At 69.7% G+C, this 25,317-nt stretch carries 22 protein-coding genes; 14 read left to right on the top strand and 8 right to left on the bottom strand.

Annotated elements, in window-relative coordinates; genetic code table 11:
* Positions 1 to 23: 23 nt before the first annotated feature.
* Positions 24 to 824 carry a trans-aconitate 2-methyltransferase gene (locus IE231_RS01280; protein ID WP_189692114.1) on the top strand — a complete coding sequence of 267 codons (801 nt, stop codon included), beginning with the start codon at positions 24 to 26 and terminating at the stop codon, positions 822 to 824.
* A 22-nt stretch (positions 825 to 846) separates the two neighbouring features.
* Here the strand turns inward: IE231_RS01280 and IE231_RS01275 are convergent, their stop codons facing one another.
* A complete protein-coding gene (locus IE231_RS01275; RefSeq protein ID WP_189692113.1) occupies positions 847 to 1,746 on the bottom strand; it encodes an amidohydrolase family protein in 900 nt (299 codons plus the stop codon).
* Between the two features lie 7 nt (positions 1,747 to 1,753).
* Positions 1,754 to 2,404 (bottom strand): MBL fold metallo-hydrolase, encoded by a 651-nt coding sequence (locus IE231_RS01270; RefSeq protein ID WP_189692112.1) that lies wholly within the window; start codon positions 2,402 to 2,404, stop codon positions 1,754 to 1,756.
* Between the two features lie 35 nt (positions 2,405 to 2,439).
* Between IE231_RS01270 and IE231_RS01265 the strand changes: the two genes are divergently transcribed.
* From IE231_RS01265 to secG, 13 genes are all read left to right on the top strand, one after another.
* Complete coding sequence (locus IE231_RS01265) at positions 2,440 to 2,832, top strand: GntR family transcriptional regulator (RefSeq protein ID WP_189692111.1); 393 nt, start codon at positions 2,440 to 2,442, stop codon at positions 2,830 to 2,832.
* A 159-nt stretch (positions 2,833 to 2,991) separates the two neighbouring features.
* The gene (gene uvrA, locus IE231_RS01260; protein WP_229866439.1) at positions 2,992 to 5,853 is read left to right on the top strand and encodes an excinuclease ABC subunit UvrA; all 2,862 of its coding nucleotides are present in this window, start codon (positions 2,992 to 2,994) and stop codon (positions 5,851 to 5,853) included.
* Between the two features lie 141 nt (positions 5,854 to 5,994).
* The gene (locus tag IE231_RS01255; protein WP_229866418.1) at positions 5,995 to 6,690 is read left to right on the top strand and encodes an HAD hydrolase-like protein; all 696 of its coding nucleotides are present in this window, start codon (positions 5,995 to 5,997) and stop codon (positions 6,688 to 6,690) included.
* Positions 6,684 to 7,352 carry a lysophospholipid acyltransferase family protein gene (locus IE231_RS01250; protein ID WP_189692109.1) on the top strand — a complete coding sequence of 223 codons (669 nt, stop codon included), beginning with the start codon at positions 6,684 to 6,686 and terminating at the stop codon, positions 7,350 to 7,352. Before IE231_RS01255 ends, IE231_RS01250 begins: the two co-directional genes overlap by 7 nt.
* Before the next feature lie 19 nt (positions 7,353 to 7,371).
* Positions 7,372 to 9,309, top strand: a complete 1,938-nt coding sequence (uvrC, locus tag IE231_RS01245; protein WP_189692108.1) for an excinuclease ABC subunit UvrC — start codon at positions 7,372 to 7,374, stop codon at positions 9,307 to 9,309.
* A 13-nt stretch (positions 9,310 to 9,322) separates the two neighbouring features.
* On the top strand, positions 9,323 to 10,234 hold the full coding sequence (gene rapZ / locus IE231_RS01240; protein ID WP_189692107.1) for an RNase adapter RapZ: 912 nt from the start codon (positions 9,323 to 9,325) through the stop codon (positions 10,232 to 10,234).
* On the top strand, positions 10,231 to 11,277 hold the full coding sequence (locus IE231_RS01235) for a gluconeogenesis factor YvcK family protein (RefSeq protein WP_374189388.1): 1,047 nt from the start codon (positions 10,231 to 10,233) through the stop codon (positions 11,275 to 11,277). The genes rapZ and IE231_RS01235 overlap by 4 nt, the downstream gene beginning before the upstream one ends.
* Positions 11,278 to 11,320: 43 nt before the next feature.
* Positions 11,321 to 12,301 (top strand): DNA-binding protein WhiA, encoded by a 981-nt coding sequence (gene whiA, locus IE231_RS01230; protein WP_189692106.1) that lies wholly within the window; start codon positions 11,321 to 11,323, stop codon positions 12,299 to 12,301.
* A gap of 75 nt (positions 12,302 to 12,376) precedes the next feature.
* Entirely contained in the window at positions 12,377 to 13,000 is a 624-nt protein-coding gene (locus IE231_RS01225; protein WP_374189387.1) for a superoxide dismutase, read from the top strand.
* 265 nt (positions 13,001 to 13,265) lie between these two features.
* Entirely contained in the window at positions 13,266 to 14,273 is a 1,008-nt protein-coding gene (gene gap / locus IE231_RS01220) for a type I glyceraldehyde-3-phosphate dehydrogenase (RefSeq protein ID WP_189692104.1), read from the top strand.
* Between the two features lie 40 nt (positions 14,274 to 14,313).
* Positions 14,314 to 15,558 carry a phosphoglycerate kinase gene (locus tag IE231_RS01215; protein ID WP_189692103.1) on the top strand — a complete coding sequence of 415 codons (1,245 nt, stop codon included), beginning with the start codon at positions 14,314 to 14,316 and terminating at the stop codon, positions 15,556 to 15,558.
* Between the two features lie 33 nt (positions 15,559 to 15,591).
* Positions 15,592 to 16,404, top strand: a complete 813-nt coding sequence (tpiA, locus tag IE231_RS01210) for a triose-phosphate isomerase (RefSeq protein WP_189692102.1) — start codon at positions 15,592 to 15,594, stop codon at positions 16,402 to 16,404.
* Positions 16,405 to 16,463: 59 nt separating this feature from the next.
* Positions 16,464 to 16,721, top strand: a complete 258-nt coding sequence (secG, locus tag IE231_RS01205; protein WP_189692101.1) for a preprotein translocase subunit SecG — start codon at positions 16,464 to 16,466, stop codon at positions 16,719 to 16,721.
* A gap of 78 nt (positions 16,722 to 16,799) precedes the next feature.
* On the opposite strand, the gene pgl is transcribed toward secG, so the two are convergent.
* The 6 genes from pgl to tkt all read right to left on the bottom strand — a co-directional run bounded on the left by pgl (position 16,800) and on the right by tkt (position 25,091).
* Positions 16,800 to 17,618 (bottom strand): 6-phosphogluconolactonase, encoded by an 819-nt coding sequence (gene pgl, locus IE231_RS01200; RefSeq protein ID WP_189692100.1) that lies wholly within the window; start codon positions 17,616 to 17,618, stop codon positions 16,800 to 16,802.
* Positions 17,608 to 18,549, bottom strand: a complete 942-nt coding sequence (locus IE231_RS01195) for a glucose-6-phosphate dehydrogenase assembly protein OpcA (RefSeq protein WP_189692099.1) — start codon at positions 18,547 to 18,549, stop codon at positions 17,608 to 17,610. The genes pgl and IE231_RS01195 overlap by 11 nt, the downstream gene beginning before the upstream one ends.
* Entirely contained in the window at positions 18,546 to 20,114 is a 1,569-nt protein-coding gene (zwf, locus tag IE231_RS01190; protein ID WP_189692098.1) for a glucose-6-phosphate dehydrogenase, read from the bottom strand. Before zwf ends, IE231_RS01195 begins: the two co-directional genes overlap by 4 nt.
* Positions 20,115 to 20,185: 71 nt before the next feature.
* On the bottom strand, positions 20,186 to 21,823 hold the full coding sequence (locus IE231_RS01185) for a phosphoglucose isomerase-related protein (RefSeq protein ID WP_189692097.1): 1,638 nt from the start codon (positions 21,821 to 21,823) through the stop codon (positions 20,186 to 20,188).
* The gene (gene tal / locus IE231_RS01180) at positions 21,820 to 22,941 is read right to left on the bottom strand and encodes a transaldolase (protein ID WP_189692096.1); all 1,122 of its coding nucleotides are present in this window, start codon (positions 22,939 to 22,941) and stop codon (positions 21,820 to 21,822) included. The genes IE231_RS01185 and tal overlap by 4 nt, the downstream gene beginning before the upstream one ends.
* A gap of 17 nt (positions 22,942 to 22,958) precedes the next feature.
* A complete protein-coding gene (gene tkt / locus IE231_RS01175; RefSeq protein ID WP_189692298.1) occupies positions 22,959 to 25,091 on the bottom strand; it encodes a transketolase in 2,133 nt (710 codons plus the stop codon).
* Positions 25,092 to 25,317 lie beyond the last annotated feature (226 nt).

The raw sequence follows: 25,317 nt of genomic DNA, 5'->3' as shown, positions 1-25,317 counted from the left end.
ACTATCGGGATTAGCGTGGATCCATGACCTCTCCGACGTGGGATCCGGCGCTCTACACCGCGTTCGGCGACCACCGCTCGCGGCCCTTCTACGATCTCACCGGACGCATCGCCGCCGCGGCGCCCCGCCGCGTCGTCGACCTCGGCTGCGGGCCCGGCGATCTCACGGCCTCGCTCGCCGAGCGCTGGCCCGGCGCCGAGGTCGAGGGAGTGGACAGCTCAGAGGCGATGCTCGACGCCGCGCGCTCGCGGTACGCGGGGAGGGAAGGCCTCAGGTTCACCCACGGTGACATCCTGCACTGGGAGCCCGAGGAAGACGTCGACGTGGTGGTCTCCAACGCGGCGCTCCACTGGGTCTCGGGGCACCAGGGCCTCATGGGACGCTGGCTGGAGCAGCTCGCGCCCGGGGCGTGGCTCGCGGTCCAGGTGCCCGGCAGCTTCTCGTCGCCCTCGCACGCCCTCCTGCGCGAGCTCGCGGAGTCGTCGCAGTGGGAGCACCGCCTGCGCGGCGTCCTGCGCCACACGGATCCGGTCTCCGAGCCGAGAGGGTACCTCGACCTCATGCTCGAGGCGGGCTGGGACGCCGATGTGTGGGAGACCACCTACCTGCAGGTCCTCACGGGGGAGGACGCCGTCCTCACCTGGGTCCGGGGGACCGGCATGCGGCCTGTCCTGGACGCCCTCTCGGCCGCCGAGGCGGCACAGTTCGAGGAACAGTACAACCAGCTGCTCTTCGACGCCTATCCCGCTGTGGAGCGTGACGGCGTCGTGACGACCGTGTACCCGTTCCGCCGGATCTTCTGCGTCGGGCGGAAGCCGGCGTAGCCGCGCCCCGGTGGGCCGTGCCTCAGCCGGCCAGCCCGAGCAGCCGCGATCCGTTCTCCCACAGCACCTTGCGCATCCAGTCGTCCCCGAGGCCGAGCCCGGCGAGCGCCTCCAGCTGGTGAGCGTACGGGTAGGGGATGTTGGGGAAGTCGGAGCCGAGCACGACCTTGTCTGCCAGGTCGGAGAGTCGATCGGAGAAGCCCTCGGGCAGGGGAGCGAAGCGTTCCGTGAAGTCAGTGGCCACCATGGTCGTGTCGAGATGGACCAGCGGGTACCGAGCCGCGAGGTCGGCGAACTCCCAGTACTCGGGCATCCCCAGATGGGCGATCACGAGCGCCAGCCGCGGATGCCTCTCAAGCACCCTCTGTACCCGCTGTGGCCCGGTGAACTCTCCGGGAAGCGGCTTCGATCCGGCGTGGATCACAATCGGGACCCCGGCCCGCTCGAGCTCGGCCCAGGCAGGCTCGAGGAGCGGATCGTCGGGACCGAACCGCCCCACCTGGACGTGCACCTTGAACAGGCGCGCCCCGGCGTCGAGCGCTTCCGCCACGTATCGGCCGGCCTCGGGCTCCGGGTACATGGTGGCGCAGTGGATCGCGTCCGGCACGCGCCGGGCGAAGTCGGCGCTCCACGCGTTGAGCCACGCTGCCATGCCCGGCTTGTGCGGGTATGAGAGCGCGGGGATGGCTGCGAGCCCGAATCCCCGGGCCAGCCGCAGGCGCTCCTCCTCGCCCACCCGGTACGCGATGGGCCACGGCCACCCGTAGCTCTCCTCGGCGGCGTCGAAGTACCGCCACACCTTCTCGAGCATGTTCTCGGGGAGGAAGTGCACGTGGATGTCGGCCAGTCCGGGCAGCCCGAGGGCGGCCAGGTACGCAGGGATCTCCGCATCGCTGGACGGCCCGGGAGTCGTCTGGGTCATGAGGCGGCTACCAGCCGCGCTCGAGCCACTCGCCCAGGTGCGGCCGCTCGGCCCCCAGCGTGGTGGGCCTGCCGTGGCCGGGATAGACCTCTGACTCGTCCGGGTACACCGTGAAGAGCCGATCGACGACATCCCCGTAGAGCAGTGCGAAGCGGTCGGCATCCTTCTGGGTGTTGCCCACCCCGCCTGGGAAGAGCGAATCCCCCGAGAAGATCAGCGGGGGCGCGTCCTCCTCCTCGAGGACGTACGCGATCGATCCCGGGGTGTGGCCCCTCAGGTGCACCGCCGTGAGGTCGAACCCGTCGAAGTTGCCGACGTCGCCGTGGTCGAGGACCACCGAGACCGGCACGGGGATCCCCGCAACGTCCTGCCGTCCGGCAGCGACAGGGGCGCCGGTGGCCTCCACGAGGCCCTCCAGCGCGCGCACGTGGTCCCAATGCTGGTGTGTGGTGGCGATGAGGGCGAGCTGGGCCGGCTCCGCGGCGTCCTCGGCGCCGTCGGCCAGAAGCTCCTGGATCGCCGGGAGGTCGTCTGCGGCGTCGATGAGGACCTGGGCGCCGGACCGCTTGGCGGTGATCAGGTAGACGTTGTTGTCCATCTCGCTCACCGAGATGGATCGCACAGTCAGCCGGCCGAGGTCCTTCACGAGGGTGCTCATACCGCCACCCTAGGCAGTTTCGCTAGGCTGGGCCAATGGCACAGGGCGACTTCCCCGGGCGTTGGCGCCCCAACCAAGAGCTCGCGGTTCCCCTGTTCGAGCAGCTGCGCCGCCGGATCCTCGAGATGGTCGACGCCGGTGCACTCGCCGTGGGCGCGAAGCTCCCCTCGGTGCGGAGCCTGGCTGGCGAGCTCGGTGTTGCCCCGCACACCGTCGCCCGCGCCTACCGGGAGCTCGAGGAGGCCGGTGTCCTGGCGACAGCCGGCCGTGCCGGGACCACCGTGGCGCCGCGCGGCAGGCGCGACGAAGAGCTCAGGACTGCTGCCTCTGCCTTTGCCGGCGCCGCGGTCTCCCACGGCTGCACGCTCGAGGAAGCCGTCGCGCTGCTCAGCGCGGCCTATGCCCGCCGCGGTCAGCCCACGGCCTGAGCTGTGATGTGATCGAAGAAATTTTCGAATGCGGCTGGCGTCCACTACCATAGACAGGTGCAGAGTCTGTCCACCCTCAACGATTCCACCCCCCTGAACGAGGGTGCCCTCATCCCGGGCGCCGCGTCGTCGACCGCCGATGCGCTCCTTCGGGACGGCATCAAGCACCATGACCAGTCCCGCCTCGTCGTCAAGGGCGCTCGCGAGCACAACCTCCGCAATGTGGACCTCGACCTGCCGCGGGACAAGATGATCGTCTTCACGGGCCTGTCCGGCTCCGGGAAGTCCTCCCTCGCCTTCGACACGATCTTCGCCGAGGGGCAGCGCCGGTACGTCGAGTCGCTCTCGGCCTACGCGCGGCAGTTCCTCGGCCAGGTGGACAAGCCGGACGTCGACTTCATCGAAGGACTCTCGCCGGCGGTCTCGATCGACCAGAAGTCGACGAGCAAGAACCCGCGCTCGACGGTGGGCACGATCACCGAGATCTACGACTACATGCGCCTCCTGTGGGCGCGCGTCGGCCACCCTCACTGCCCGATCTGCCACGAGCCGGTGACGCGCCAGACGCCGCAGCAGATCGTGGACCAGCTCCTCGAGCTGCCCGGGGGCACCCGCTTCCAGCTGCTGGCCCCGGTCGTGCGCGCCCGCAAGGGGGAGTTCGTCGACCTGTTCAAGGAACTCGCGGCGAAGGGCTACTCGCGGGCCAGGGTCGACGGAGAGCTCATCCAGCTCACCGAGCCGCCCAAGCTCGGCAAGCAGTTCAAGCACACGATCGAGGTCGTGGTGGACCGGCTCGTGGTCAAGGACGGCATCCGGCAGCGGCTCGCCGATTCGGTGGAGACCGCGCTCGGTCTCGCGGAGGGACGCGTCCTCGCCGACTTCGTCGATCTCGAGGCGGACGACGACGCGCGCGTCCGGGCGTTCTCAGAGCACCTCGCGTGCCCCAACGAGCACCCGCTCGCCATCGACGAGATCGAGCCGCGATCCTTCTCGTTCAACAATCCGTTCGGAGCGTGCCCGGCGTGCACCGGCATCGGCACGAAGCTTGAGGTCGATGTCGACCTCGTGGTGCCGGACTCCGAGCTGAGCCTCTCCGAAGGCGCCATCGCGCCCTGGTCGCTCGGCACCGCGACGCAGGAGTACTGGACCCGGCTCCTCGAGGGCCTCTCCGACGAACTCGGCTTCTCGATGACCACGCCGTGGCACAGCCTGCCCGAGTATGCGCGGGATGCCGTCCTCTACGGCAAGGACCACAAGGTTGTCGTGCAGTACCGGAACCGGTTCGGCCGGGAGCGGAAGTACAGCACGGGTTTCGAGGGCGCCGTCTCGTACATCCAGCGCAAGCACCTCGAGACGGAGTCCGACTCGGCGCGTGACAGGTACGAGGAGTACATGCGGGAGATCCCGTGCCCGGAGTGCGGCGGTGCCCGGCTCAACCCAGCGTCCCTCTCGGTCCTCGTGGGCGGACGGTCGATCGCCGAGGTGTCCCGGCTCCCCCTGCGTGAGGCGCGCACGTTCCTTGCCACGCTCACGCTGAGCCCCCGCGAGCAGCAGATCGCCGCGCAGGTCCTCAAGGAGATCGACGCGCGGCTCCAGTTCCTCCTCGACGTCGGCCTCGAGTACCTCAACCTCGAACGGGCGGCGGGCACGCTCTCGGGCGGCGAGGCGCAGCGCATCAGGCTCGCGACGCAGATCGGCTCCGGCCTCGTCGGCGTCCTGTACGTGCTCGACGAGCCGAGCATCGGCCTCCACCAGCGCGACAACCGGCGGCTCATCGAGACGCTGACGCGGCTGCGGGACCTGGGCAACACCCTCATCGTCGTGGAGCACGACGAGGACACCATCCACGAGGCGGACTGGATCGTGGACATCGGCCCCGGCGCCGGCGAGCACGGGGGAGAGGTGGTCCACTCGGGCTCCCTCGAAGAGCTCAAGGCCAATACCGCCTCGCTCACCGGTGACTACCTCGCAGGGCGCCGCTCGATCGGGATCCCCTCGGCGCGGCGCAAGGTGGACCGCAAGCGCCAGCTCAAGATCGTGGGCGCCCGCGAGCACAACCTGCAGGGGGTGGACGTCACGTTCCCTCTGGGCGTCCTCACGGCCGTGACCGGGGTGAGCGGCTCGGGCAAGTCCACGCTGGTCAACGACATCCTCTACAAGGTGCTCGCGAACCGGCTGAACGGGGCCAAGCAGGTGGCCGGCCGGCACACCCGCATCGAGGGGCTGGAACACCTCGACAAGGTGATCCACGTGGACCAGAGTCCGATCGGCCGCACCCCCCGGTCGAACCCGGCGACCTACACCGGGGTCTTCGACCACATCCGCAAGCTGTTCGCCGAGACGAACGAGGCCAAGGTGCGCGGTTACATGCCGGGCCGGTTCTCGTTCAACGTCAAGGGCGGCAGGTGCGAGGCGTGCAGCGGTGACGGCACCCTGAAGATCGAGATGAACTTCCTCCCGGACGTGTACGTCCCGTGCGAGGTCTGCCACGGCGCCCGCTACAACCGCGAGACCCTCGAAGTCCACTACAAGGGCAAGACCATCGCCGATGTGCTGAACATGCCCATCGACGAGGCAGCCGAGTTCTTCGCCGCGTTCACCCCGATCGCCCGGCACCTCAACACGCTGGTCGACGTGGGTCTCGGCTACGTCCGCCTCGGACAGCCCGCCACGACACTCTCAGGCGGCGAGGCGCAGAGGGTCAAGCTCGCTGCCGAGCTGCAGAAGCGCTCCAACGGGCGCAGCGTCTACGTGCTGGACGAGCCCACCACCGGACTGCATTTCGAGGACATCCGCAAGCTGCTGCTCGTCCTGCAGTCCCTCGTGGACAAGGGAAACAGCGTCATCACGATCGAGCACAACCTGGACGTCATCAAGAGCGCCGACTGGATCATCGACTTGGGGCCGGACGGCGGCTCGGGCGGCGGCAGGATCGTGGCCACGGGGACGCCCGAGCAGGTGGCCCGCGTGGAAGGCAGCTATACCGGGACCTTCCTGGCGGAGGTCCTCGGCGCATCCTGAGCGAGGTCGGAGGCAAGTGGGGCTCTGCCGACGGGCTGATGTATTGCTCCAGTGGCATGTGTCAGCGCGTCCATGCCGCATGAGTCATGCCGGGTCGGGGAGAGTTTCGGCCGCTCCCGCAGGGTGTGCGAGACTGTCCCGGTGACTGACGGACCCGCGCTCGCGATCTTCGACCTGGACGGCACCCTCGTTGACCCCGCGGGAAGCATCACGGGAGGCATCGCGTACGCACTCGAGGTCCATGGTCTCCGCGTTCCGGGCCCTGAGGGGCTCTCCAGCATGGTGGGGCCTCCGCTGCTCGAGTCCCTCCGCCGCGTGGCCGATGTCCCGGAGGACCTGCTCGACGCCGTCGTCCACACCTACCGGAAGCGGTACATCTCCCACGGCATGGCCGAGAGCCGCCCCTATCCCGGGATCCCGGAGCTGCTGGTGCGCCTCCGCCAGCGGGGACTCCACCTCGCCGTGGCCACGCAGAAGCCCGAGAACCTTGCGAAGAGGCTGCTGGCCCTCCATGGCCTGGACGCTCACTTCCACAGCATCCACGGCGCGCCGGACGAGACGCTGCCCCCGGCCGCCGACGGCAAGGCGGGGATCGTCCGCGCGGCACTCACGGCCAACCACGCGCTCCCCGCGCGCTCGGTGATGATCGGGGACCGCCGGCACGACGCCGAAGGCGCTGCCGCCAACGGCATCCCGTGCATCGGCGTGGCGTGGGGCTTCGCTCCCGAGGGCGAGCTGGACCGCCTGGGGCTGGTCGGAATCGTCGCCGACGCAGACGAGCTCGAGCGCACCATCGGTGCCGTGGTCCTGCGCGCTGCGGAGGCGCCGGCATGCTGATCTACTCCATGACGCGCCAGAGCATCCGCGGCATGATCGGCGGCCTCTGCCGCCCCACGGTCACCGGACTCGACAGGGTGCCGGAGTCAGGCCCCTTCATCGTCGCCTCGAACCACCTCTCGTTCCTCGACTCGGTCATCATCCAGGCCCTCATGCCCCGGCGGGTGGCGTTCTTCGCCAAGGCCGAGTACTTCACGGGCAAAGGCGTCAAGGGCAGACTCATGAAGGCGTTCTTCGAGGGTGTGGGGTCGATCCCCGTCGAGCGCGGAGAGCAGGCTGCGAGCGTCGCGGCGCTCAAGACCCTCCTGGACATCCTCGACCAAGGCGAGGCCATCGGCATCTACCCCGAGGGCACGCGGTCCCGCGACGGCCTCCTGTACCGCGGCCGCACTGGGGTGGGCTGGCTCGCACTGACCACGGGAGCGCCGGTGGTCCCGGTCGGGCTCATCGGCACGGAGAAGCTCCAGCCCGCCGACAAGAACGGCATCAGGCCCCAGCACTTCGAGATGCGGGTGGGCGAGCCGCTGTGGTTCGACAAGACAGGCCCCGACCACTCCCTGCCGCTGCGGCGTGAGGCGACCGACAGGATCATGGACGCCATCGCCGCGCTGAGCGGGCAGGAGCGTGCGAGCGGCTACAACAAGCCGCCAGCCCACCAGTAGCCCCGCCTAGACTGGACCAGTGGCAGATCCAGCGAGCTACCGGCCCAAGACCGGGGAGATCCCGACAGACCCCGGAGTGTACCGGTTCCGCGATCCGCACGGCCGGGTCATCTACGTGGGCAAGGCCAAGAGCCTGCGCCAGCGGCTGACCTCGTACTTCGCCAACCCGGCCACCCTGCTTCCCAAGACCTACGCCATGGTCCATGCCGCGGCGAGCGTCGAGTGGACCGTGGTCGGCAGCGAGCTCGAAGCGCTCCAGCTCGAGTACACGTGGATCAAGGAGTTCAGACCGCGGTACAACCTCGCGTTCCGTGACGACAAGACCTACCCCTACCTCGCGGTCACGATGGCCGAGAAGTATCCGCGCGTGCAGGTCATGCGCGGCGAACGCCGCAAGGGAACGCGATACTTCGGCCCCTACACCGCCGGAGCCATCCGCGAGACGATGGACACCCTCCTGCGGGTCTTCCCCGTCCGGTCCTGCAGCGCCGGCGTATTCCGGCGGGCCGAGCAGAGCGGACGCCCCTGCCTGCTCGGCTACATCGACAAGTGCTCGGCGCCGTGCGTGGGGCGCATCTCGGAAGGGGACCACCGCGCCCTCGCCGAGGACTTCTGCGATTTCATGGGGGGAGCGGCCAAGCGCTTCATCGTCCAGCTCGAGCGCAAGATGGCGGACGCCGTCGCCGACCTCGACTACGAGAACGCCGCACGGCTGCGGGACGACATCATCGCGATGCGCAAGGTGTTCGAGCGGAACGCCGTGGTCCTCTCGGAGGAGACCGATGCGGACGTGTTCGCCATCGAGGAGGACGAGCTCGAGGCGGCAGTCCAGGTGTTCTATGTGCGCGGCGGCCGGATCCGCGGCCAGCGGGGCTGGGTCGTGGAGAAGGTCGAGGACACCACGCCGTCCGAGCTCGTGGGCCACCTGCTGCAGCAGGTCTACGGCGACCACGAGGAGACGAACGGGCGCCTCCCTCGAGAGGTGCTCGTGCCCGTCATGCCGAACGACGCCGAGGAGCTCACCGTCTGGCTCTCGGGCCTCAGGGGGGCCAAGGTCGAGCTGCGGGTGCCCCAGCGCGGAGACAAGGCGGCCCTCGCGGCCACACTGCACGAGAATGCCGTGCAGGCGCTGCGCCTGCACAAGAGCCGCCGGGCGGGGGACATCACGACACGCTCGCTGGCCCTCCAAGAGCTGCAGGAGGCCCTCGAACTGCCCGAGCCGCCGCTGCGGATCGAGTCCTTCGACATCTCGCACGTCCAGGGCACCAACGTCGTCGCCTCGATGGTCGTCGTCGAGGATGGGCTCGCCAAGAAGAGCGAGTACCGGAAATTCTCCATCACGGGCGACGCCGCGCGGGACGACACCGCCGCGATGCATGACGTCCTGACGCGCAGGTTCCGCAACTACCTCGCCGAACGGGACCTCCCTGTCGAGGATCGCGACCAGAACCGCAAGTTCGCCTACCCGCCCAACCTTGTCGTCGTCGACGGCGGCCAGCCGCAGGTGACCGCCGCGGTGCGCGCCCTGGCCGAACTGGGCATCGGGGACGAGATCCGCGTCGTCGGCCTCGCCAAGCGGCTCGAGGAGGTCTGGCTGCCCGAGGGCGACTTCCCCGTGATCCTGCCGAGGGCGTCGCAGGGCCTCTACCTCCTCCAGCGCATCCGCGACGAGGCCCACCGCTTCGCCATCACGTTCCACCGGCAGAAGCGCGGCAAGTCCATGACCGCGTCGGTCCTGGACGAGGTGCCGGGCCTCGGGCCGGCTCGGCGCAAAGCGGTGCTCGCGCACTTCGGCTCGCTCAAGCGTCTGAAGGCGGCCAGTGTCACGGAGATCACCGACGTCAGCGGAGTGGGTCCGGCGCTCGCCGCCGCCATCCACGCGCGGCTCCACGGCACTGCCGGCGCCGAGATGGTCCCCGCCGTCAACTACTCCACCGGCGAAGTGCTTGACTCTTAGCTAGGCTGGGGCCATGAGCGACACGGCGCAGAACCAGAGCGAACTGACCCCCGTCAAGCCCACCGCGTCCGAGCTGCTCATCGTCACCGGGATGTCCGGAGCCGGACGGAGCACCGCTGCGAATGCGCTCGAGGACCACGGCTGGTACGTCGTCGAGAACCTTCCGCCCCAGCTGCTCGGGACGCTGTCGGAACTTGTGCAGCACGCCGCCGAGCGCATCCCGAAGCTCGCCGTCGTCATGGACGTGCGCAGCAAGGCGCTGTTCGCCGACATCCGGGAAGCGCTGGCCCAGCTCTCGTCGAGCGGCACCGAGTACCGCGTGCTGTTCCTCGATGCCAGCGACGACGTGCTGATCCGCCGCTTCGAGCAGGGCCGGCGGCCCCATCCGCTCCAGGAGGGCGGCCGGATCTCCGACGGCATCGCCGCGGAGCGGTCCATCCTCGCCGAACTGCGCGAGCACGCAACACTCGTGCTCGATACCTCGGACTTCAATGTCCACGGGCTCGCGACCGCCATCACGGAGCTCTTCTCCGAGAAGGGGCCAGTGACGCTCCGGCTGAACGTCATGAGCTTCGGCTTCAAGTACGGCCTTCCTGCCGACGCGAACTACGTCGCGGACGTGCGCTTCCTCCCGAACCCCCACTGGGTGCCCCAGCTGCGGCCCCACACGGGGCTGGATCCCGACGTGCGGGAGTATGTGCTCGTGGCGAACGGCGCTCAGGAGTTCGTCGAGCGGTACGTGCATGCCCTCGAGCCGGTCCTCGCCGGCTACCGCAAGGAGAACAAGCACTACGCCACCATTGCCATCGGCTGCACCGGCGGCAAGCACCGGTCCGTGGCGGTCGCGGAGGAGCTCTCCAAGCGCCTCGCGCAGCTCCCGCGCGTCACCCTGACCACCTCGCACCGCGATCTGGGCCGCGAGTGAGCGCGCTGTTCACGGGGCAGCTCCCGCTCGTCCGGCCGGGAGCAGGGAGCGAGGGAGGCATCCCCAAAGGCCCTTCCGTGGTCGCACTCGGAGGGGGCCACGGCCTCGCCGCGTCGCTCTCCGCGCTGCGCCTCCTCACCACTGAGCTCACCGCCGTGGTGACCGTGGCCGACGACGGCGGGTCCTCCGGCCGCCTCCGCAAGGACTTCGGCGTCCTCCCGCCCGGGGACCTGCGGATGGCCCTCGCGGCGCTGTGCGACGACACCGACTGGGGCCGCACCTGGCGCGACGTCATGCAGCACCGCTTCACCTCGCCGACCGGCATGAGCGGCCTCGAGAACCACGCGATGGGCAACCTCCTCATCGTGACGCTGTGGGAGCTCCTCGGCGACGTCGTGGACGGCCTGCGCTGGGCCGGCGCGCTGCTCGGGGCGCGTGGCCAGGTCCTGCCGATGTCGCGCGTGCCGCTCACGATCGAGGGGGACGTCTCCGTGGCGGCGGCGGGAGCCCACGGCGGTCCCGCCCGTATCGAGACCATCCGCGGCCAGGCCGCGTGCGCCGTCTCGGGTCGGCTCGAGGAGGTCCGCCTCATCCCCGGCGATGCGCCGGCGTGCCCCGAGACGCTCAGCGCGATCGAGCTTGCCGACTGGGTCGTGCTCGGGCCCGGCTCGTGGTACACCTCGGTGCTCCCGCACCTGCTGCTGCCGCAGCTGCGCCAGGCCCTGACCGATACCCCGGCGCGCCGCTGCCTCACGATGAACCTCACCTTGGACACCCGGGAGACCACCGGCATGTCGGCCGCCGACCACCTGCGGGCGATCCGACGGGTGGCCCCTGAATTCATGGTGGACGCCGTCATCGCCGACGAGGCGTCCGTCGAGGACCGGGACGAGTTCGCGAGTGTGGCCGCGGAACTCGGCGCCGAGGTCCATTTCGATAGAGTGAGGTCCTCCGGCCAACGGTCGGCGCACGACCCGCTCCGCCTGGCCGGGGCTTACCACGAGGTCTTCACCGGGGGAGGCCCCTCCCGCGGCGGCCGATGACAGGCGCCACGGAACGAGCGCAGCGCAAGCAGGAAGGACAGCGATGGCACTGACCCAGAGCGTGAAGGAGGAGCTGTCGCGCCTGACGGTGAAGAGGTCCTCCGAGCGCAAGGCCGAGGTCTCCTCGGTGCTCCGCTTCGCCGGCGGCCTGCACATCATCTCGGGGAGGATCGTCATCGAGGCGGAGGTGGACCTCGCGGCGACCGCCAGGCGTCTCCGCACCGCAATCGCGGAGGTCTACGGGCACCCCAGCGAGATCATCGTGGTCTCGGGCGGCGGACTCCGGCGGGGGAGCCGGTATGTCGTGCGGGTCGTGCGCGACGGCGAGGCGCTCGCACGCCAGACGGGCCTCCTCGACAACCGGGGCCGGCCCGTCCGCGGCCTGCCCTCAACGGTGGTCAACGGCTCCGCCGCCGATGCGGAGGCGGTCTGGCGGGGCGCCTTCCTCGCCCACGGTTCGCTCACCGAGCCCGGCCGCTCGAGCTCCCTGGAGGTCACGTGCCCCGGACCGGAGGCCGCCCTCGCCCTCGTCGGCGCCGCCCGCCGCCTCGGAATCGCCGCCAAGGCGCGCGAAGTACGCGGGGTGGACCGCGTCGTCGTGCGCGACGGTGACGCCATCGCGGCGCTCCTGACGCGCATGGGTGCGCACGACGCCCTCATGGCCTGGGAAGAGCGCCGTATGCGCAAGGAGGTGCGGGCGACCGCGAACCGGCTCGCGAACTTCGACGACGCGAACCTGCGCCGCTCCGCCCAGGCCGCGGTGGCTGCGGGCGCACGGGTCGAGCGTGCACTCGAGATCCTCGGCGAGGACGTCCCCGAGCATCTGCGGTATGCGGGCGAGCTCAGGGTCGCCCACAAGCAGGCCAGCCTGGACGAGCTCGGGCGTCTCGCGGACCCGCCCATGACGAAGGACGCGATCGCCGGACGGATCCGCCGGCTGCTCGCGATGGCGGACAAGAAGGCGGCGGACGCCGGCATCCCGGGCACGGAGGCCAGCGTCACGCCCGACATGCTGGACGGCTGATCTGCTTAGGATGGAGACGTCACCAGCCCGCACGCCACGGAACGTGGCGCGGGAAGTCAACCGATGGAGGATGTTGTGACCTACGTACTGCCTGATCTCCCGTACGACTACGCGGCACTCGAGCCGCACATCTCTGCGCGGATCATGGAGCTCCACCACGACAAGCACCACGCGGCGTACGTGACCGGCGCCAACACGGCCCTCGAGAAGATGGCCGAAGCCCGCGCGAACGGCGACGGCGCGGCTGCGGCGAAGCTGTCCAAGGACTTCCAGTTCAACCTCGGCGGCCACGTCAACCACTCGATCTTCTGGAACAACCTCTCGCCCGAGGGCGGCGACAAGCCCGAGGGCGAGCTCGCCTCGGCGATCGACGAGTTCTTCGGCTCCTTCGACGCGTTCCGCGCCCAGTTCACGGCGGTTGCGACGACGATCCAGGGCTCTGGATGGGCGATCCTCGCCTACGAGCCCATCGGCGGCAGCCTCGTGATCGAGCAGATGTACGACCAGCAGAACGGCGTCCCCGTCGCCACGACGCCCGTCCTGCAGCTCGACATGTGGGAGCACGCCTTCTACCTCGACTACCAGAACGTGAAGGCCGACTACGTCAAGGCGTTCTGGAACATCGTCAACTGGGCGGACGTCGCCAAGCGCTTCGAGGCGGCCCGGGCCGGTGCGAAGGGCCTCATCCTGCCGGCCTGACCTCTGGTCCCGACGCACGTCTTCGCGGAGATGTGCGTCACATTCTGTGACATTCCGTGCGAAAGGGCCCGTCTGTTCCGAGACGGGCCCTTTCCCCGTAGGATGGGGGGCGGAAAGGCCCGTACGGCCTTTCAGCCATGGACAATGGAGACTCGGGCTGTCGGCCTTTCCCTGTGCAAAACTCTGCCCAACGATGTGCGGGACCGTCAAACAGTTCGAGCAGTCTTCGCAGATGCTCGACTGAGCATCAAGGAGATCGACCAGAGTGACCACTCGAATTGGCATCAACGGCTTCGGCAGGATTGGCCGCAACTTCTTCCGCGCGGCTCTCGCCCAGGGCGCGGACCTCGAGATCGTGGCGGTCAATGACCTCACGAGCCCCGAGACGCTGGCCCACCTCCTCAAGTACGACTCCATCACGGGCCGCCTGGGCGAGACCGTCGAGGTCAAGGACAACTTCATCGTCGTCGGCGGCAAGGAGATCAAGGTCCTCGCCGAGCGCGATCCGGCCAACCTCCCGTGGAGCGACCTGGGCGTGGACATCGTGATCGAGTCCACCGGCTTCTTCACGAAGGCCGAGGGCGCCAAGAAGCACCTTGCCGCGGGCGCCAAGAAGGTCATCATCTCTGCGCCGGCCACGGACGAGGACATCACCATCGTCATGGGCGTCAACGACGGCCTGTACGATCCGGCGAACCACCACGTCATCTCCAACGCCTCGTGCACGACCAACTGCCTCGGCCCGCTTGCCAAGGCAGTCAACGACGCGTTCGGGATCGAGCGCGGCCTCATGACCACCGTCCACGCCTACACGGCGGATCAGAACCTCCAGGACGGGCCGCACCGGGACCTCCGCCGCGCCCGCGCCGCAGCGATCAATATGGTGCCGACGTCGACCGGTGCCGCGAAGGCCATCGGCCTCGTCCTTCCCGAGCTCAAGGGCAAGCTCGACGGCTACGCGATCCGCGTGCCGATCCCCACCGGCTCCGCGACAGACCTGACCGTCACCGTCTCGCGCGAGGTCACCAAGGACGAGGTCAACGCGGCGCTCAAGGCAGCGTCGGAGTCCGGACCGCTCGTGGGCTACCTGACCTACACCGAGGACCCGATCGTGTCCACCGACATCGTCGGGGACCCGGCGTCGTCGATCTTCGACTCAGGCCTCACCAAGGTGATCGGCAACCAGGTCAAGGTCGTGTCCTGGTACGACAACGAGTGGGGCTACTCGAACCGCCTGGTCGATCTCACCGAGCTCGTCGCCGCGAAGCTCTGAGGGCGCCGTAACGTAGGCAGAACTCGGATAGCCTGACCTCATGACTGCACGCACTCTCGACGATCTGCTCGCCGATGGTGTCCGTGGGCGGCACGTTCTGGTCCGCAGCGACCTGAACGTGCCGCTCGACGGTTCCACCGTCACCGACGACGGCCGCGTCCGCGCCTCCCTGCCCGTGATCCAGAAGCTCGCCGAGGCGGGGGCGCGTGTCCTCGTCATGGCGCACCTGGGCCGACCCAAGGGCGCCCCGGATCCCAAGTACTCGATTAAGCCCGCCGCCGACCGGCTCAGCGAACTCGCGGGGGATGCTGGGATCACGGTCCAACGTGCCGAGGACACGGTCGGGGAGAGCGCCAAGGCGCTCTCCGCCGGCCTTGCCGACGGTGAGGTCCTCGTGCTCGAGAACGTCCGCTTCGACCCCAGGGAGACGAGCAAGGACGACGCCGAGCGGGCCGCCTTCGCGCACGAGCTCGCCGCTCTCACAGGCGGAAACGGCGCGTACGTGGACGATGCCTTCGGGGCTGTCCACCGCAAGCACGCCTCGGTGTACGACATTGCGCAGGTCCTGCCGGCCTACCTCGGCGAGCTCGTCCGGACCGAGGTCGAAGTCCTCAAGCGGCTCACCGAGGGCGCCGAGCGCCCGTACGTCGTCGTGCTCGGCGGCTCGAAGGTGTCCGACAAGCTTGCGGTGATCGACAACCTGATCGGCAAGGCGGACAAGCTCCTCGTGGGCGGCGGCATGCTGTTCACGTTCCTGGCCGCCCAGGGCCACAGCGTCGGGTCGAGCCTGCTCGAGCAGGACCAGATCGGCACGGTCACGGACTACCTCGCCCGCGCGGCGGCGGCCGGCACCGAGTTCGTGCTGCCGACCGATGTGGTGGTCGCGTCGAAGTTCGCCGCCGACGCTGACCACGAGGTGGCCGCCGCCGATGCGATCGAGGCCACCTCGTTCGGCTCCTCCGGCATCGGGCTCGACATCGGGCCCGACACCGCCGCGGCCTTCGCGAAGGAGATCGCGGGAGCCAGGACCGTCTTCTGGAACGGCCCCATGGGCGTCTTCGAGTTCCCCGCGTTCGCCGCAGGCACGAAGGCTGTTGCCCAAGGCCTCGCCGATGCCACCGCAGCCGGCGCCCTCACCGTTGTCGGTGGCGGCGACTCCGCGGCAGCGGTCCGCACGCTCGGCTTCGAGGACGGCCAGTTCGGCCACATCTCCACCGGCGGCGGCGCGAGCCTCGAATACCTCGAGGGCAAGGAGCTCCCGGGCCTGACGGCCCTCGGAGCCTGAGCCCACCACAGCAGAACCAGCCAAGGAGCCACTGTGTCCACCCCCACGAACGGCACGTTCGACCGCACGCCCCTCATCGCGGGCAACTGGAAGATGAACATGGACCATGTCCAGGCGATCACGCTCACCCAGAAGCTCGCCTGGACCCTCGACGACGCCAAGCACGACTTCGGCCGGGTCGAGGTGGCCGTGTTCCCGCCGTTCACGGACCTCCGCGGCGTGCAGACCCTGGTCGCCGGAGATGACCTGAAGCTCGTCTACGGCGGCCAGGACCTCTCGCAGTTCGACTCGGGGGCGTACACGGGAGACATCAGCGGGGCCTTCCTCGCCAAGCTCGGGTGCCGCTATGTGCTCGTGGGCCACTCCGAGCGGCGCACGATCCACGGGGAGACCGACGAGACCCTCAACGCCAAGACGAAGGCCGCGTTCAGGCACGGGCTCACGCCCGTGCTGTGCGTCGGCGAGGGCCTCGAGGTGCGCCAGGCCGGCACCCACGTCGAGCACACGCTGGGGCAGCTGCGTTCGGACGTCGCGGGCCTCACGGCGGAGCAGGCGGCCGAGCTCGTCGTCGCGTACGAGCCGGTGTGGGCGATCGGCACGGGTGAGGTCGCCGGCCCGGAGGATGCGCAGGAGATGTGCGCCGCCCTCCGTGCGGAGCTCGCATCGCTCTTCGGGGACGAGGCGGCCTCCGCGACGAGGCTCCTCTACGGGGGTTCCGTCAAGGCGTCCAACGCCGCGGCGATCCTCGCCGAGAAGGACGTGGACGGCGTGCTCGTGGGCGGGGCAAGCCTCGACGCAGGCGAATTTGCTAGCATTGTCAGGTTCGAGAGCCACGCGACGGCCTAGCGCCGCCGCGGGCCCTGCAACCACTCCGCACCATTGACGGAAGGCCACGAGGCAGACCTGTGCAAGTACTCCAGATCATCCTGCAGATCGTGCTCGGCATCACGAGCCTCCTGCTGACCATGCTCATCCTGATGCACAAGGGGCGTGGCGGAGGGCTGTCCGACATGTTCGGCGGTGGGATGTCTTCAGGCCTCGCGTCCTCTGGTGTCGCCGAGCGGAACCTCAACCGCTTCACGATCGTGCTGGGCATCACGTGGGGCGTCGTCATCATCGCCCTCGGCCTGATCCTGCGCTTCTCGAACGTGGCCGACTCCTGATCCAGCCGTAGCACAGAGGAGGCCGGGAACAGCAGCTGCTGTTCCCGGCCTCCTCTGATGTCTGGAGCTGAGCCGCCCTCAGGCCGATGCGGGCTCCTTGCGGACGAGGTCCTGAGGCACCCGTGCCGCCGCCGCGGCGTCGATGAGCCAGAGCGTGCGAGACCGACCCCTGGCACCGGCGGCGGGGACATGGACGGGACCGGCCCCGGCCAGGGCGAGGCCGACCGCGCCCGCCTTGTCCTCGCCGGCCACAAGCATCCACACCTCCTCGGCGGACTTGATCGCCGGCAGCGTCAGCGAGATGCGCGACGGCGGCGGCTTGGGCGCCTGCTCGACGCCGATCACGGTGCGCTCCGTCTCGCGGATCCCGGCCATCTCGGGGAACAGGGAGGCCACGTGCGCGTCCGGCCCGACCCCAAGGAGCAGGACGTCGAAGCGGGGAAGCCGGCCGGGCCGCTCCGGACGCGTGTCGGAGGTGTCCCTCTCGTGTTCCTGGGCCGCGGCGTCGGCGAGCTCGCGCGCATAGTCCGCCGCGGCGTCGTCCGACGTCGCGAACTCGCCGGCAGCGCCCGGGCGGTGGACCCGTGCGGGGTCGAGCGGGAGGTGGTCGAGCAGTGCCCGGTCGGCCTGCGTCGTATTCCTCTCGGCCGAGCCGGCCTCGACGAAGCGCTCGTCACCCCACCAGATGTTGACCTTGGACCAGTTGACGGCCAATCGTGCCGGGGACGCGGCCACGGCCTCGAGGGTGCCGATGCCCATCGAACCGCCCGTGAGGACGATGGTGGCCTCGCCGTACCTGTCCTGCGTGTCGACAAGCTTCGTGATGAGCCTGGCTGCGATTGCGGCCACCAGGACCGAGGAATCGGGGTGGATGCTCACGCGGGGATCAGCGCTCACTGGGCTGCACACTCCTCAGGTTCGTGCGCGGCAGTCCCGAGGCGAGGACCTCGCCGTAGACCTCGTCTGGGTCGAGCCTGCGCAGCTCTTCGGTCAGGCAGTCTTGCAGGCTGCGCCGCGGCAGCGCAATCCTCTGGGACGGCTGGTCGGGCTGTGTCAGTTCCGCCACGGTGAGGCCCGGACGGTACAGCTGGACGTCCCCGCTTCGTCGTGAGAGGCGTACGCGCCGGATGCCGGTCCCCGCCGGATCCGCGACGATCGTCACGGGGGCGTCGAGGTCCTGCCCGAGCCACGCGGCCAGGAGGACGGTGCTGGGGGAGTCGGAGGCGCCCTCGACGGTCACGGCTGTGACGGGGCTGGGGTCCACCTGGTCCAGCGCTGCGGCGAGCTGGATGCGCCAGTTGGTCAGGCGCGTCCATGCCAGATCCGTATCCCCGGGACGGTAGGTGTCACGGAGGTGGAAGAGTGCGGCCACAGGGTCCGGTTCGTTGCCGGAATCCGTGATCCGGCGGTGGGCGATGCAGCCGATCGAGGTCGCGCTGGCGTTGTCCGGAGCGCCGTGGGGCCACCACGCCACGATCGGGGCGTCGGGGAGCAGGAGGGCGGCGACGAGCGATTCGCTCTCCTCTGCGAGGTGGCCGTAGCCGCGCAGGACGATGACCTCCGAGGCGCCGGCGTCGCCGCCGACCCGGATCTGGCCGTCGAGGCGGTCTGCGGAGTCCCTGCCGGAGTCGACGAGGACGATGATGCGGCAGGGGTGTTCGCGGCTGGCCTCGTTGGCGGCCTCGATGGCCTCCTCCTCGAAGCCGTGGCGCGTGATGACCACGAGCGTGAGGACGCGGCCCAGGGCCACGACGCCGCCGCGCTGGCGCAGTGTGGTGATCTCCTTGGAGATCTTCGAGGTGGTGGTGTTGGGCAGGTCGATGATCACGGTCGCCTCCAGGAACGTCCATCGCGGGCCAGCAGCTCATCGGCCGAGGAGGGCCCCCAGCTGCCCGGGGCGTAGGGCTCGGGCTGCTCGCCCGTGCTCGCCCAGTAGTCCTCGAACGGGTCGAGGATCTTCCAGGAGAGCTCGACTTCCTCGTGCCGTGGGAACAGCGGCGGCTCCCCGAGCAGCACATCGAGGATGAGCCGCTCATAGGCCTCCGGGGAGGACTCGGTGAAGGAGTGGCCGTAGCCGAAGTCCATGCTCACGTCGCGGACCTCCATCTGGGTGCCCGGGACCTTGGAGCCGAAGCGGATCGTGGCGCCCTCGTCGGGCTGGACACGGATGACGACCGCGTTCTGCCCGAACTCGTCCTCGGCCTGGTCCTGGAACAGGAGGTTGGGGGCGCGCTTGAACACCACGGCGATCTCGGTGACCCGGCGCCCGAGCCGCTTGCCCGCACGCAGGTAGAACGGCACCCCGGCCCACCGGCGGGTGTTGATGTCCAGCCGGATCGCGGCGTACGTCTCGGTGATCGAGTCGGCGGGGATCCCGTCCTCCTCGAGGTAGCCCTTCACGAGCTCACCGCCCTGCCACCCCCCGAGGTACTGGCCCCGGGCCGAGTGGGCGGAGAGGTCTGCGGGCAGCTTGACCGCGGCGAGGACCTTCTCCTTCTCCGCGCGCAGGTCCTCGGCGTTGAAGGAGATGGGCTCCTCCATGGCTGTCAGAGCCAGCAGCTGCAGGAGGTGGTTCTGGATCACGTCGCGGGCAGCGCCGACGCCGTCGTAGTAGCCGGCGCGGCCGCCGGTGCCGATGTCCTCGGCCATGGTGATCTGGACGTGGTCGACGTAGTTGGAGTTCCACAGCGGCTCGAACAGCGTGTTGGCGAACCGCAGGGCCAGGATGTTCTGGACGGTCTCCTTGCCCAGGTAGTGGTCGATCCGGAAGACCGCGTCGGGCGGGAAGACGGACTCGACGATGTCGTTGAGCTTGCGGGCCGAGGCCAGATCGTGCCCGAACGGCTTCTCGATCACCACTCGGCGCCACTTGCCCGGCTCCGGCTGCGCCAGCCCATGGTCGGAGAGCTGCCGGCAGACCTGCTCGAACGCCTTGGGCGGGATCGAGAGGTAGAACGCGTGGTTGCCGCGCGTTCCCCGCTTCTCGTCCAGTTCCTCGAGGGTCGCCTTGAGGTTCTCGAACGCCTCGTCGTCGTCGAACGTGCCCTGGACGAACCGCACGCCCTCGCTCAGCTGCGCCCACACCGTCTCGTCGAAGGGTGTCCTGGCGTACTGCTTCACCGAGGCCTTGACCTCCTCCGCGAAGTCCTCCTTCTCCCATTCACGGCGGGCGAAGCCCACGAGCGCGAAGCTGGGAGGGAGCAGTCCTCGGTTCGCCAGGTCGTACACGGCCGGCATGAGCTTCTTGCGGGCCAGATCGCCCGTGACACCGAAGAGCACGAGGGATGAGGGGCCTGCGATCCGGTTCAGCCGCCGGTCACGTGGGTCGCGCAGGGGATTGCGCCGGCTCGCGCGGGCCGACGTCCCGTTCGCGGTGGTGTCGTTCTCTGGCATGATGCCTTTCTGGTCCGGGGCGGACGCGAGCCGCCTGCCCGGCGAAGGTGCCGGGCAGGCGGTGTGCCATCTCAGCGGCCGGGTGCTTCCTCGGCCGGGAGCGCGGAAACGATGGCGCACAGCTGCTTCACGCCGGCCGCCCGGTCCGTGAAGTTCAGGCGCAGGACAGGGCGGCCGTGCTCGGCCAGCACCTGGGCGTCGCCCGCGGCCTGGGCTGCGATGAGCTGGCCGAAGGTGAACGGCCTCTCGGGGATCGTGACGTCCTGATCCGTGTCCGCGGTGATCTGCAGGAACACGCCGACGGCCGGACCACCCTTGTGGTACTGGCCCGTCGAGTGCAGGAAGCGCGGCCCCCAGCCGAAGGTGGTGGGGCGGCCCGTGGCGGCGGCGAACTGGTCCCGCACCCCGGCGAGCTCCGGGTACGCAAGCCGGTCGAGGTAGGCCTGCACGCTCAGGTAGCCGTCGGGACCGAGCTGGCCCAGGAGCGCCTTGACGGCGTCGTCGACCGTCGTTGCGCCTTCGAGCCACTCTCCGGCGTCGCCGGTGCGCACCTCGATGGCTCCCTCGGTGAAGCGGGCCGGCGTGGCCTCGGGCTGGGCGTCGAGGAGACCCCGGGCGGCGGCCTTGGCTGCTTCCACGTCGGGCTGGTCGAACGGGTTGATGCCGAGGAGCCTGCCGGCCACTGCCGTCGCGAACTCCCACGTGAGCATCTGGGTCGCGAGCGTACCGCCGACGGCGGCCTCGTTGGCTCCCAGCGTGGGCTCACCGTCCGTGGAGACGAGACGCACCACGAGCACGTCCGGCGCGGCGCCGGTCACCTCGGGCGCTTCCTTCCCGGCGACGACGGGCAGGAGGCCCCTGCCGATCTTGCCCGTCGACTCGGCGATGAGCTGCTCTGCCCAGTCCGCGAAGCCGGCAATGCCCGAGCCGTCCTCGACGATGACGATCTTGTCCCGCAGGGGCGAGGTGCCGCCGAGGGCGGCGCCGAGCTGGAGCCCGATGTTGTCTTCGGAGTCCTCCCGGAGGATCTCCGCAGCCTCCTCAGCCTCGTCGAGCAGGGCCTGGATGTCGGCCCCTGCAAGGCCGGAGGGCACGAGGCCGAAGGCAGTGAGGGCCGAGTAGCGGCCTCCGACTGTCGGATCCGCCGTGAAGACCGCACGGTACCCCGCCTCGCGACTCGCGCCCTCGAGGGGGGAGCCCGGGTCGGTCACCACGACGATGCGCCGCCGCGCGTCGATGCCCGCCGCCGTGAACGCCGACTCGAAGGCCCGCCGCTGGGAGTCCGTCTCCACGGTCGAGCCCGACTTCGAGGAGACGACGATGGCAGTGTTCTCGAGCCGCTCCGAGAGCGCGGCCTCGACCTGCTCGGGGTCCGTCGAGTCGAGGACGACGAGCGGAACACCCGCCGTCGCGGTGATGACCTCCGGAGCGAGCGATGAGCCGCCCATGCCGCACAGCACGATCCGGTCTACGCCCTCCGAGCGGAATTCGTCGCGCAGGGCCACGATGTCTGCCACGAGCGTCTGCGACACGGAGGCCGCCTCGACCCATCCGAGCCGCTTTGACGACTCCTCCTCGGCGTCCTTGCCCCACAGGGTGTGGTCCTTGCCGAAGATGCGGCTCGCCACCGAATCGGACACGAGCTGCCCGATGTGCGCCTCGACGGCCTCCAGGGCCGCGCCGGTGGCCTCAAAGGTGAGGGCGCTCATGCGCGTGCTCCGTGGGCCGTTTCGCTGAGGGTGGTTTCGACGTCTGTGAGGAGGTCGTTCCAGGAGGCGACGAATTTGTCCAGGCCCTCGGTTTCCAGGACGGTGACGACGTCGTTGTAGTCGATGCCCTGCGCTGCGAGGGCGTCGAGGTGGGCGTTCGATTCCGCGTAGGTTCCGGTGATGGTGTCCCCGGTGACCTGGGCGTGATCATAGGTGGCCTCGAGGGTCTTCTCGGGCATGGTGTTGACCACGTTGGGGGCGACGAGGCCGGTGACGTAGAGGGTGTCCGGGTAGGCGGGGTCCTTCACGCCGGTGGAGGCCCAGAGGGGGCGCTGGGGGAGCGCACCGGCGTCTGCGAGGAGCTTCCACCGCTCGGTGGTGAACTCCTGCTGGTAGATCTGGTAGGCCAGGCGGGCGTTCGCCAGGCCGGCCTTGCCCTTGAGGGCCTTGGCCTGGTCGGTGCCGATCGTGTCGAGGCGCGTGTCGACCTCGGTGTCCACGCGGGAGACGAAGAAGGAGGCGACGGAGTGGATCTGGGACAGGTCATGGCCCGCCGCCTTGGCCTTCTCGAGCCCGATCATGAACGCGTTGACCACGGCGCGGTAGCGTTCGAGGGAGAAGATCAGGGTCACGTTGACGCTGATCCCGGCGGCGAGGGTCTCGGCGATCGCCTCCAGGCCTTCGACGGTGGCCGGGATCTTGATGTAGACGTTGGGCTCGGCGACCTTCCCGTGCAGGCGCTTGGCCTCGGCGATCGTGCCGGCGGTGTCCCACGCCTTGCGGGGGTCGACCTCGATCGAGACGCGCCCGTCCACACCGTTGGTGGCCTCGGCGACGGGGGCGAAGAGCCGGCAGCCGGCAGCGACGTCGGCGGTGGTGATCTCGAACACCGCCTTCTCCGCGTCGGCCCCCGAGGCGACGAGCTCACGCAGCTGGTCGTCGTAGCCGTGGCCCTTGGTGATCGCGGTCTGGAAGATCGTCGGATTGGTGGTGACGCCGACGACGTTCTTCTCCGCGATCAGGGCCTTGAGGGAGCCGTCCTCGAGACGGGGCCGGGAGAGGTCGTCGAGCCAGATCGAGACGCCGGCGTCGGAGAGCGCCTGGGTGGGGGTTGTCATGGGAGTGCTCCTTCGGGTCAGGCCGCCGCGGCGGCGATGGAGTCCTTGGCGGCGGCGGTGACGGCCTCGGCGGTGATGCCGAACTCGGTGAAGAGGGTCTTGTAGTCGGCGGAGGCGCCGTAGTGCTCGAGGCTGACGGAGCGCCCGGCGTCCCCGACGAAGCGGCGCCAGGTCAGGGCCACGCCGGCCTCGACCGAGACCCGGGCCCGCACGGCGGCGGGCAGTACGGACTCGCGGTAGTCCGGGTCCTGGGCGTCGAACCACTCCACGCAGGGCATGGACACGACCCGGGCGGCGATGCCCTCGGCGGCGAGTGCCTCGCGGGCGGCGACGGCGAGCTGGACCTCGGAGCCGGTGCCGATCAGGATCACGTCGGGCTCCACTTCGGCACCGTCGCGCTGGGCCTCGGCCAGGATGTACCCGCCGCGGGCGACCCCGGACGCGTCCGCGAAGCCGTTCTGGCCCGATCCGTTCTGGCCCGATCCGTTCTGGCCGCGGTCCCAGGTGGGGAGGTTCTGGCGGGTCAGAACGATCCCGGCCGGGTTGTGGGTGTTCTCGAGGATGGCCTTCCAGGCCTGGGCAACCTCGTTCGCGTCGCCGGGGCGGACCACGTCCAGACCGGGGACGGCCCGGAGCGAGGCCAGCTGCTCCACGGGCTGGTGGGTGGGCCCGTCCTCGCCCAGGCCGATCGAGTCGTGCGTCCACACGTACACCGAGGGGATGCCCATGAGGGCCGAGAGGCGGATCGCGGGGCGCTGGTAGTCGGAGAAGATCAGGAACGTGCCCGAGAACGCCCGGGTCTTCCCGCCCAGGGTGATCCCGTTCACGATCGCCGCCGCGGCGTGCTCGCGGATGCCGAAGTGCAGCACCCGCCCGTACGGGTTGCCCTGCCACGCCGCCGTCGAGCGGTCGGCCGGGATGAACGAGGGCGAGCCCTCGATCGTGGTGTTGTTCGACTCGGCCAGGTCCGCTGATCCGCCCCACAGCTCCGGCAGGACCGGGCCGATGGCGTTGAGGACCTTCCCCGACGCGGCACGGGTCGAGACGTCCTTGCCGGCCTCGAACACCGGCAGGGACTCCTCCCACCCCTGAGGCAGGCGCCGGGCCTGGATCCTCTCGTGCAGCGCGGCGGCCTCCGGGTTCGCCGCGGCCCACGCGTCGAAGGACTCCTGCCACGCTGCCTTCGCCTCCTCGCCGCGCTGGACGGCCCGGCGGGTGTGCTCCAGGACCTGCGGGTCCACGGCGAAGGACTCCTCCGGGTCGAAGCCCAGGACCTCCTTCAGCGCCGCGACTTCCTCGGTGCCCAGGGCAGAGCCGTGGATCTTGCCTGTGTTCTGCTTGGTCGGCGAGGGCCAGCCGATGATCGTGCGCAGCGAGATGATCGAGGGCCGGGACGTCTCGGCCTTCGCTGCCAGCAGCGCCTCGTACAGGGCCGGGACGTCCTCCTTGTACTCACCGGTGGCGGTCCAGTCCACCCGCTGGGTGTGCCACCCGTACGCCGCGTACCGTGCCAGCACGTCCTCGGTGAACGCCACGTCCGTGTCGTCCTCGATCGAGATGTGGTTCTCGTCGTAGATGACCACGAGGTTCCCCAGCTCCTGCACCCCTGCCAGAGAGGAGGCCTCCGACGTCACCCCCTCCTGCATGTCCCCGTCCGAGGCGATCACCCACACCGTGTGGTCGAACGGCGACTCGCCCGCCGGCGCCTGCGGGTCGTACAGGCCCCGCTCGCGGCGCTGGGAGTAGGCGAACCCCACAGAGGAGGCCAGACCCTGGCCCAGCGGGCCCGTGGTGATTTCCACCCCCGGGGTGTGGCCGTACTCCGGGTGCCCAGGCGTCAGCGAGCCCCACGTGCGCAGCGACTCGAGATCCTCCAGTTCCAGCCCATACCCGGCCAGGAACAGCTGGATGTACAGGGTGAGGGACGAATGCCCGGGGGAGAGGATGAACCGGTCACGGCCGATCCACTGCGGGTCCGCAGGATCATGCCGCATCACCTTCTGGAACAGCAGATACGCCGCCGGGGCGAGGCTCATCGCCGTACCGGGGTGGCCATTGCCCACCTTCTGCACAGCATCGGCCGCGAGCACCCGGATCGTGTCAACAGCCTTGCGGTCGACGTCGGTCCAGGTCAGTTCTTGCACATCCACAGCAGGCACGTACACCGGCCCCTCTCCATTGCTGACGGTCGGCAGCACGTCACGGGGCACGCGAATGGTGGGCCCTGCATCGCATCCTGCCAGCCGTTCACCATCGAAACGATTTGTCTGGGATCTCTCTACCCGCACCGCGGCCCGCTACGCACAGTCAGCGGGACGGCCAGGCATCCAGCTCACATACTAGCCACGCCGCCCCCGAGGGGCAGAGGACATTGCC

This window comes from Sinomonas cellulolyticus (genome assembly GCF_014656475.1).
Taxonomy (GTDB): Bacteria; Actinomycetota; Actinomycetes; order Actinomycetales; family Micrococcaceae; genus Sinomonas; species Sinomonas cellulolyticus.
Note: the sequence above shows the minus strand (reverse complement) of the source record. Positions and strands in the feature narration are given on the sequence as shown.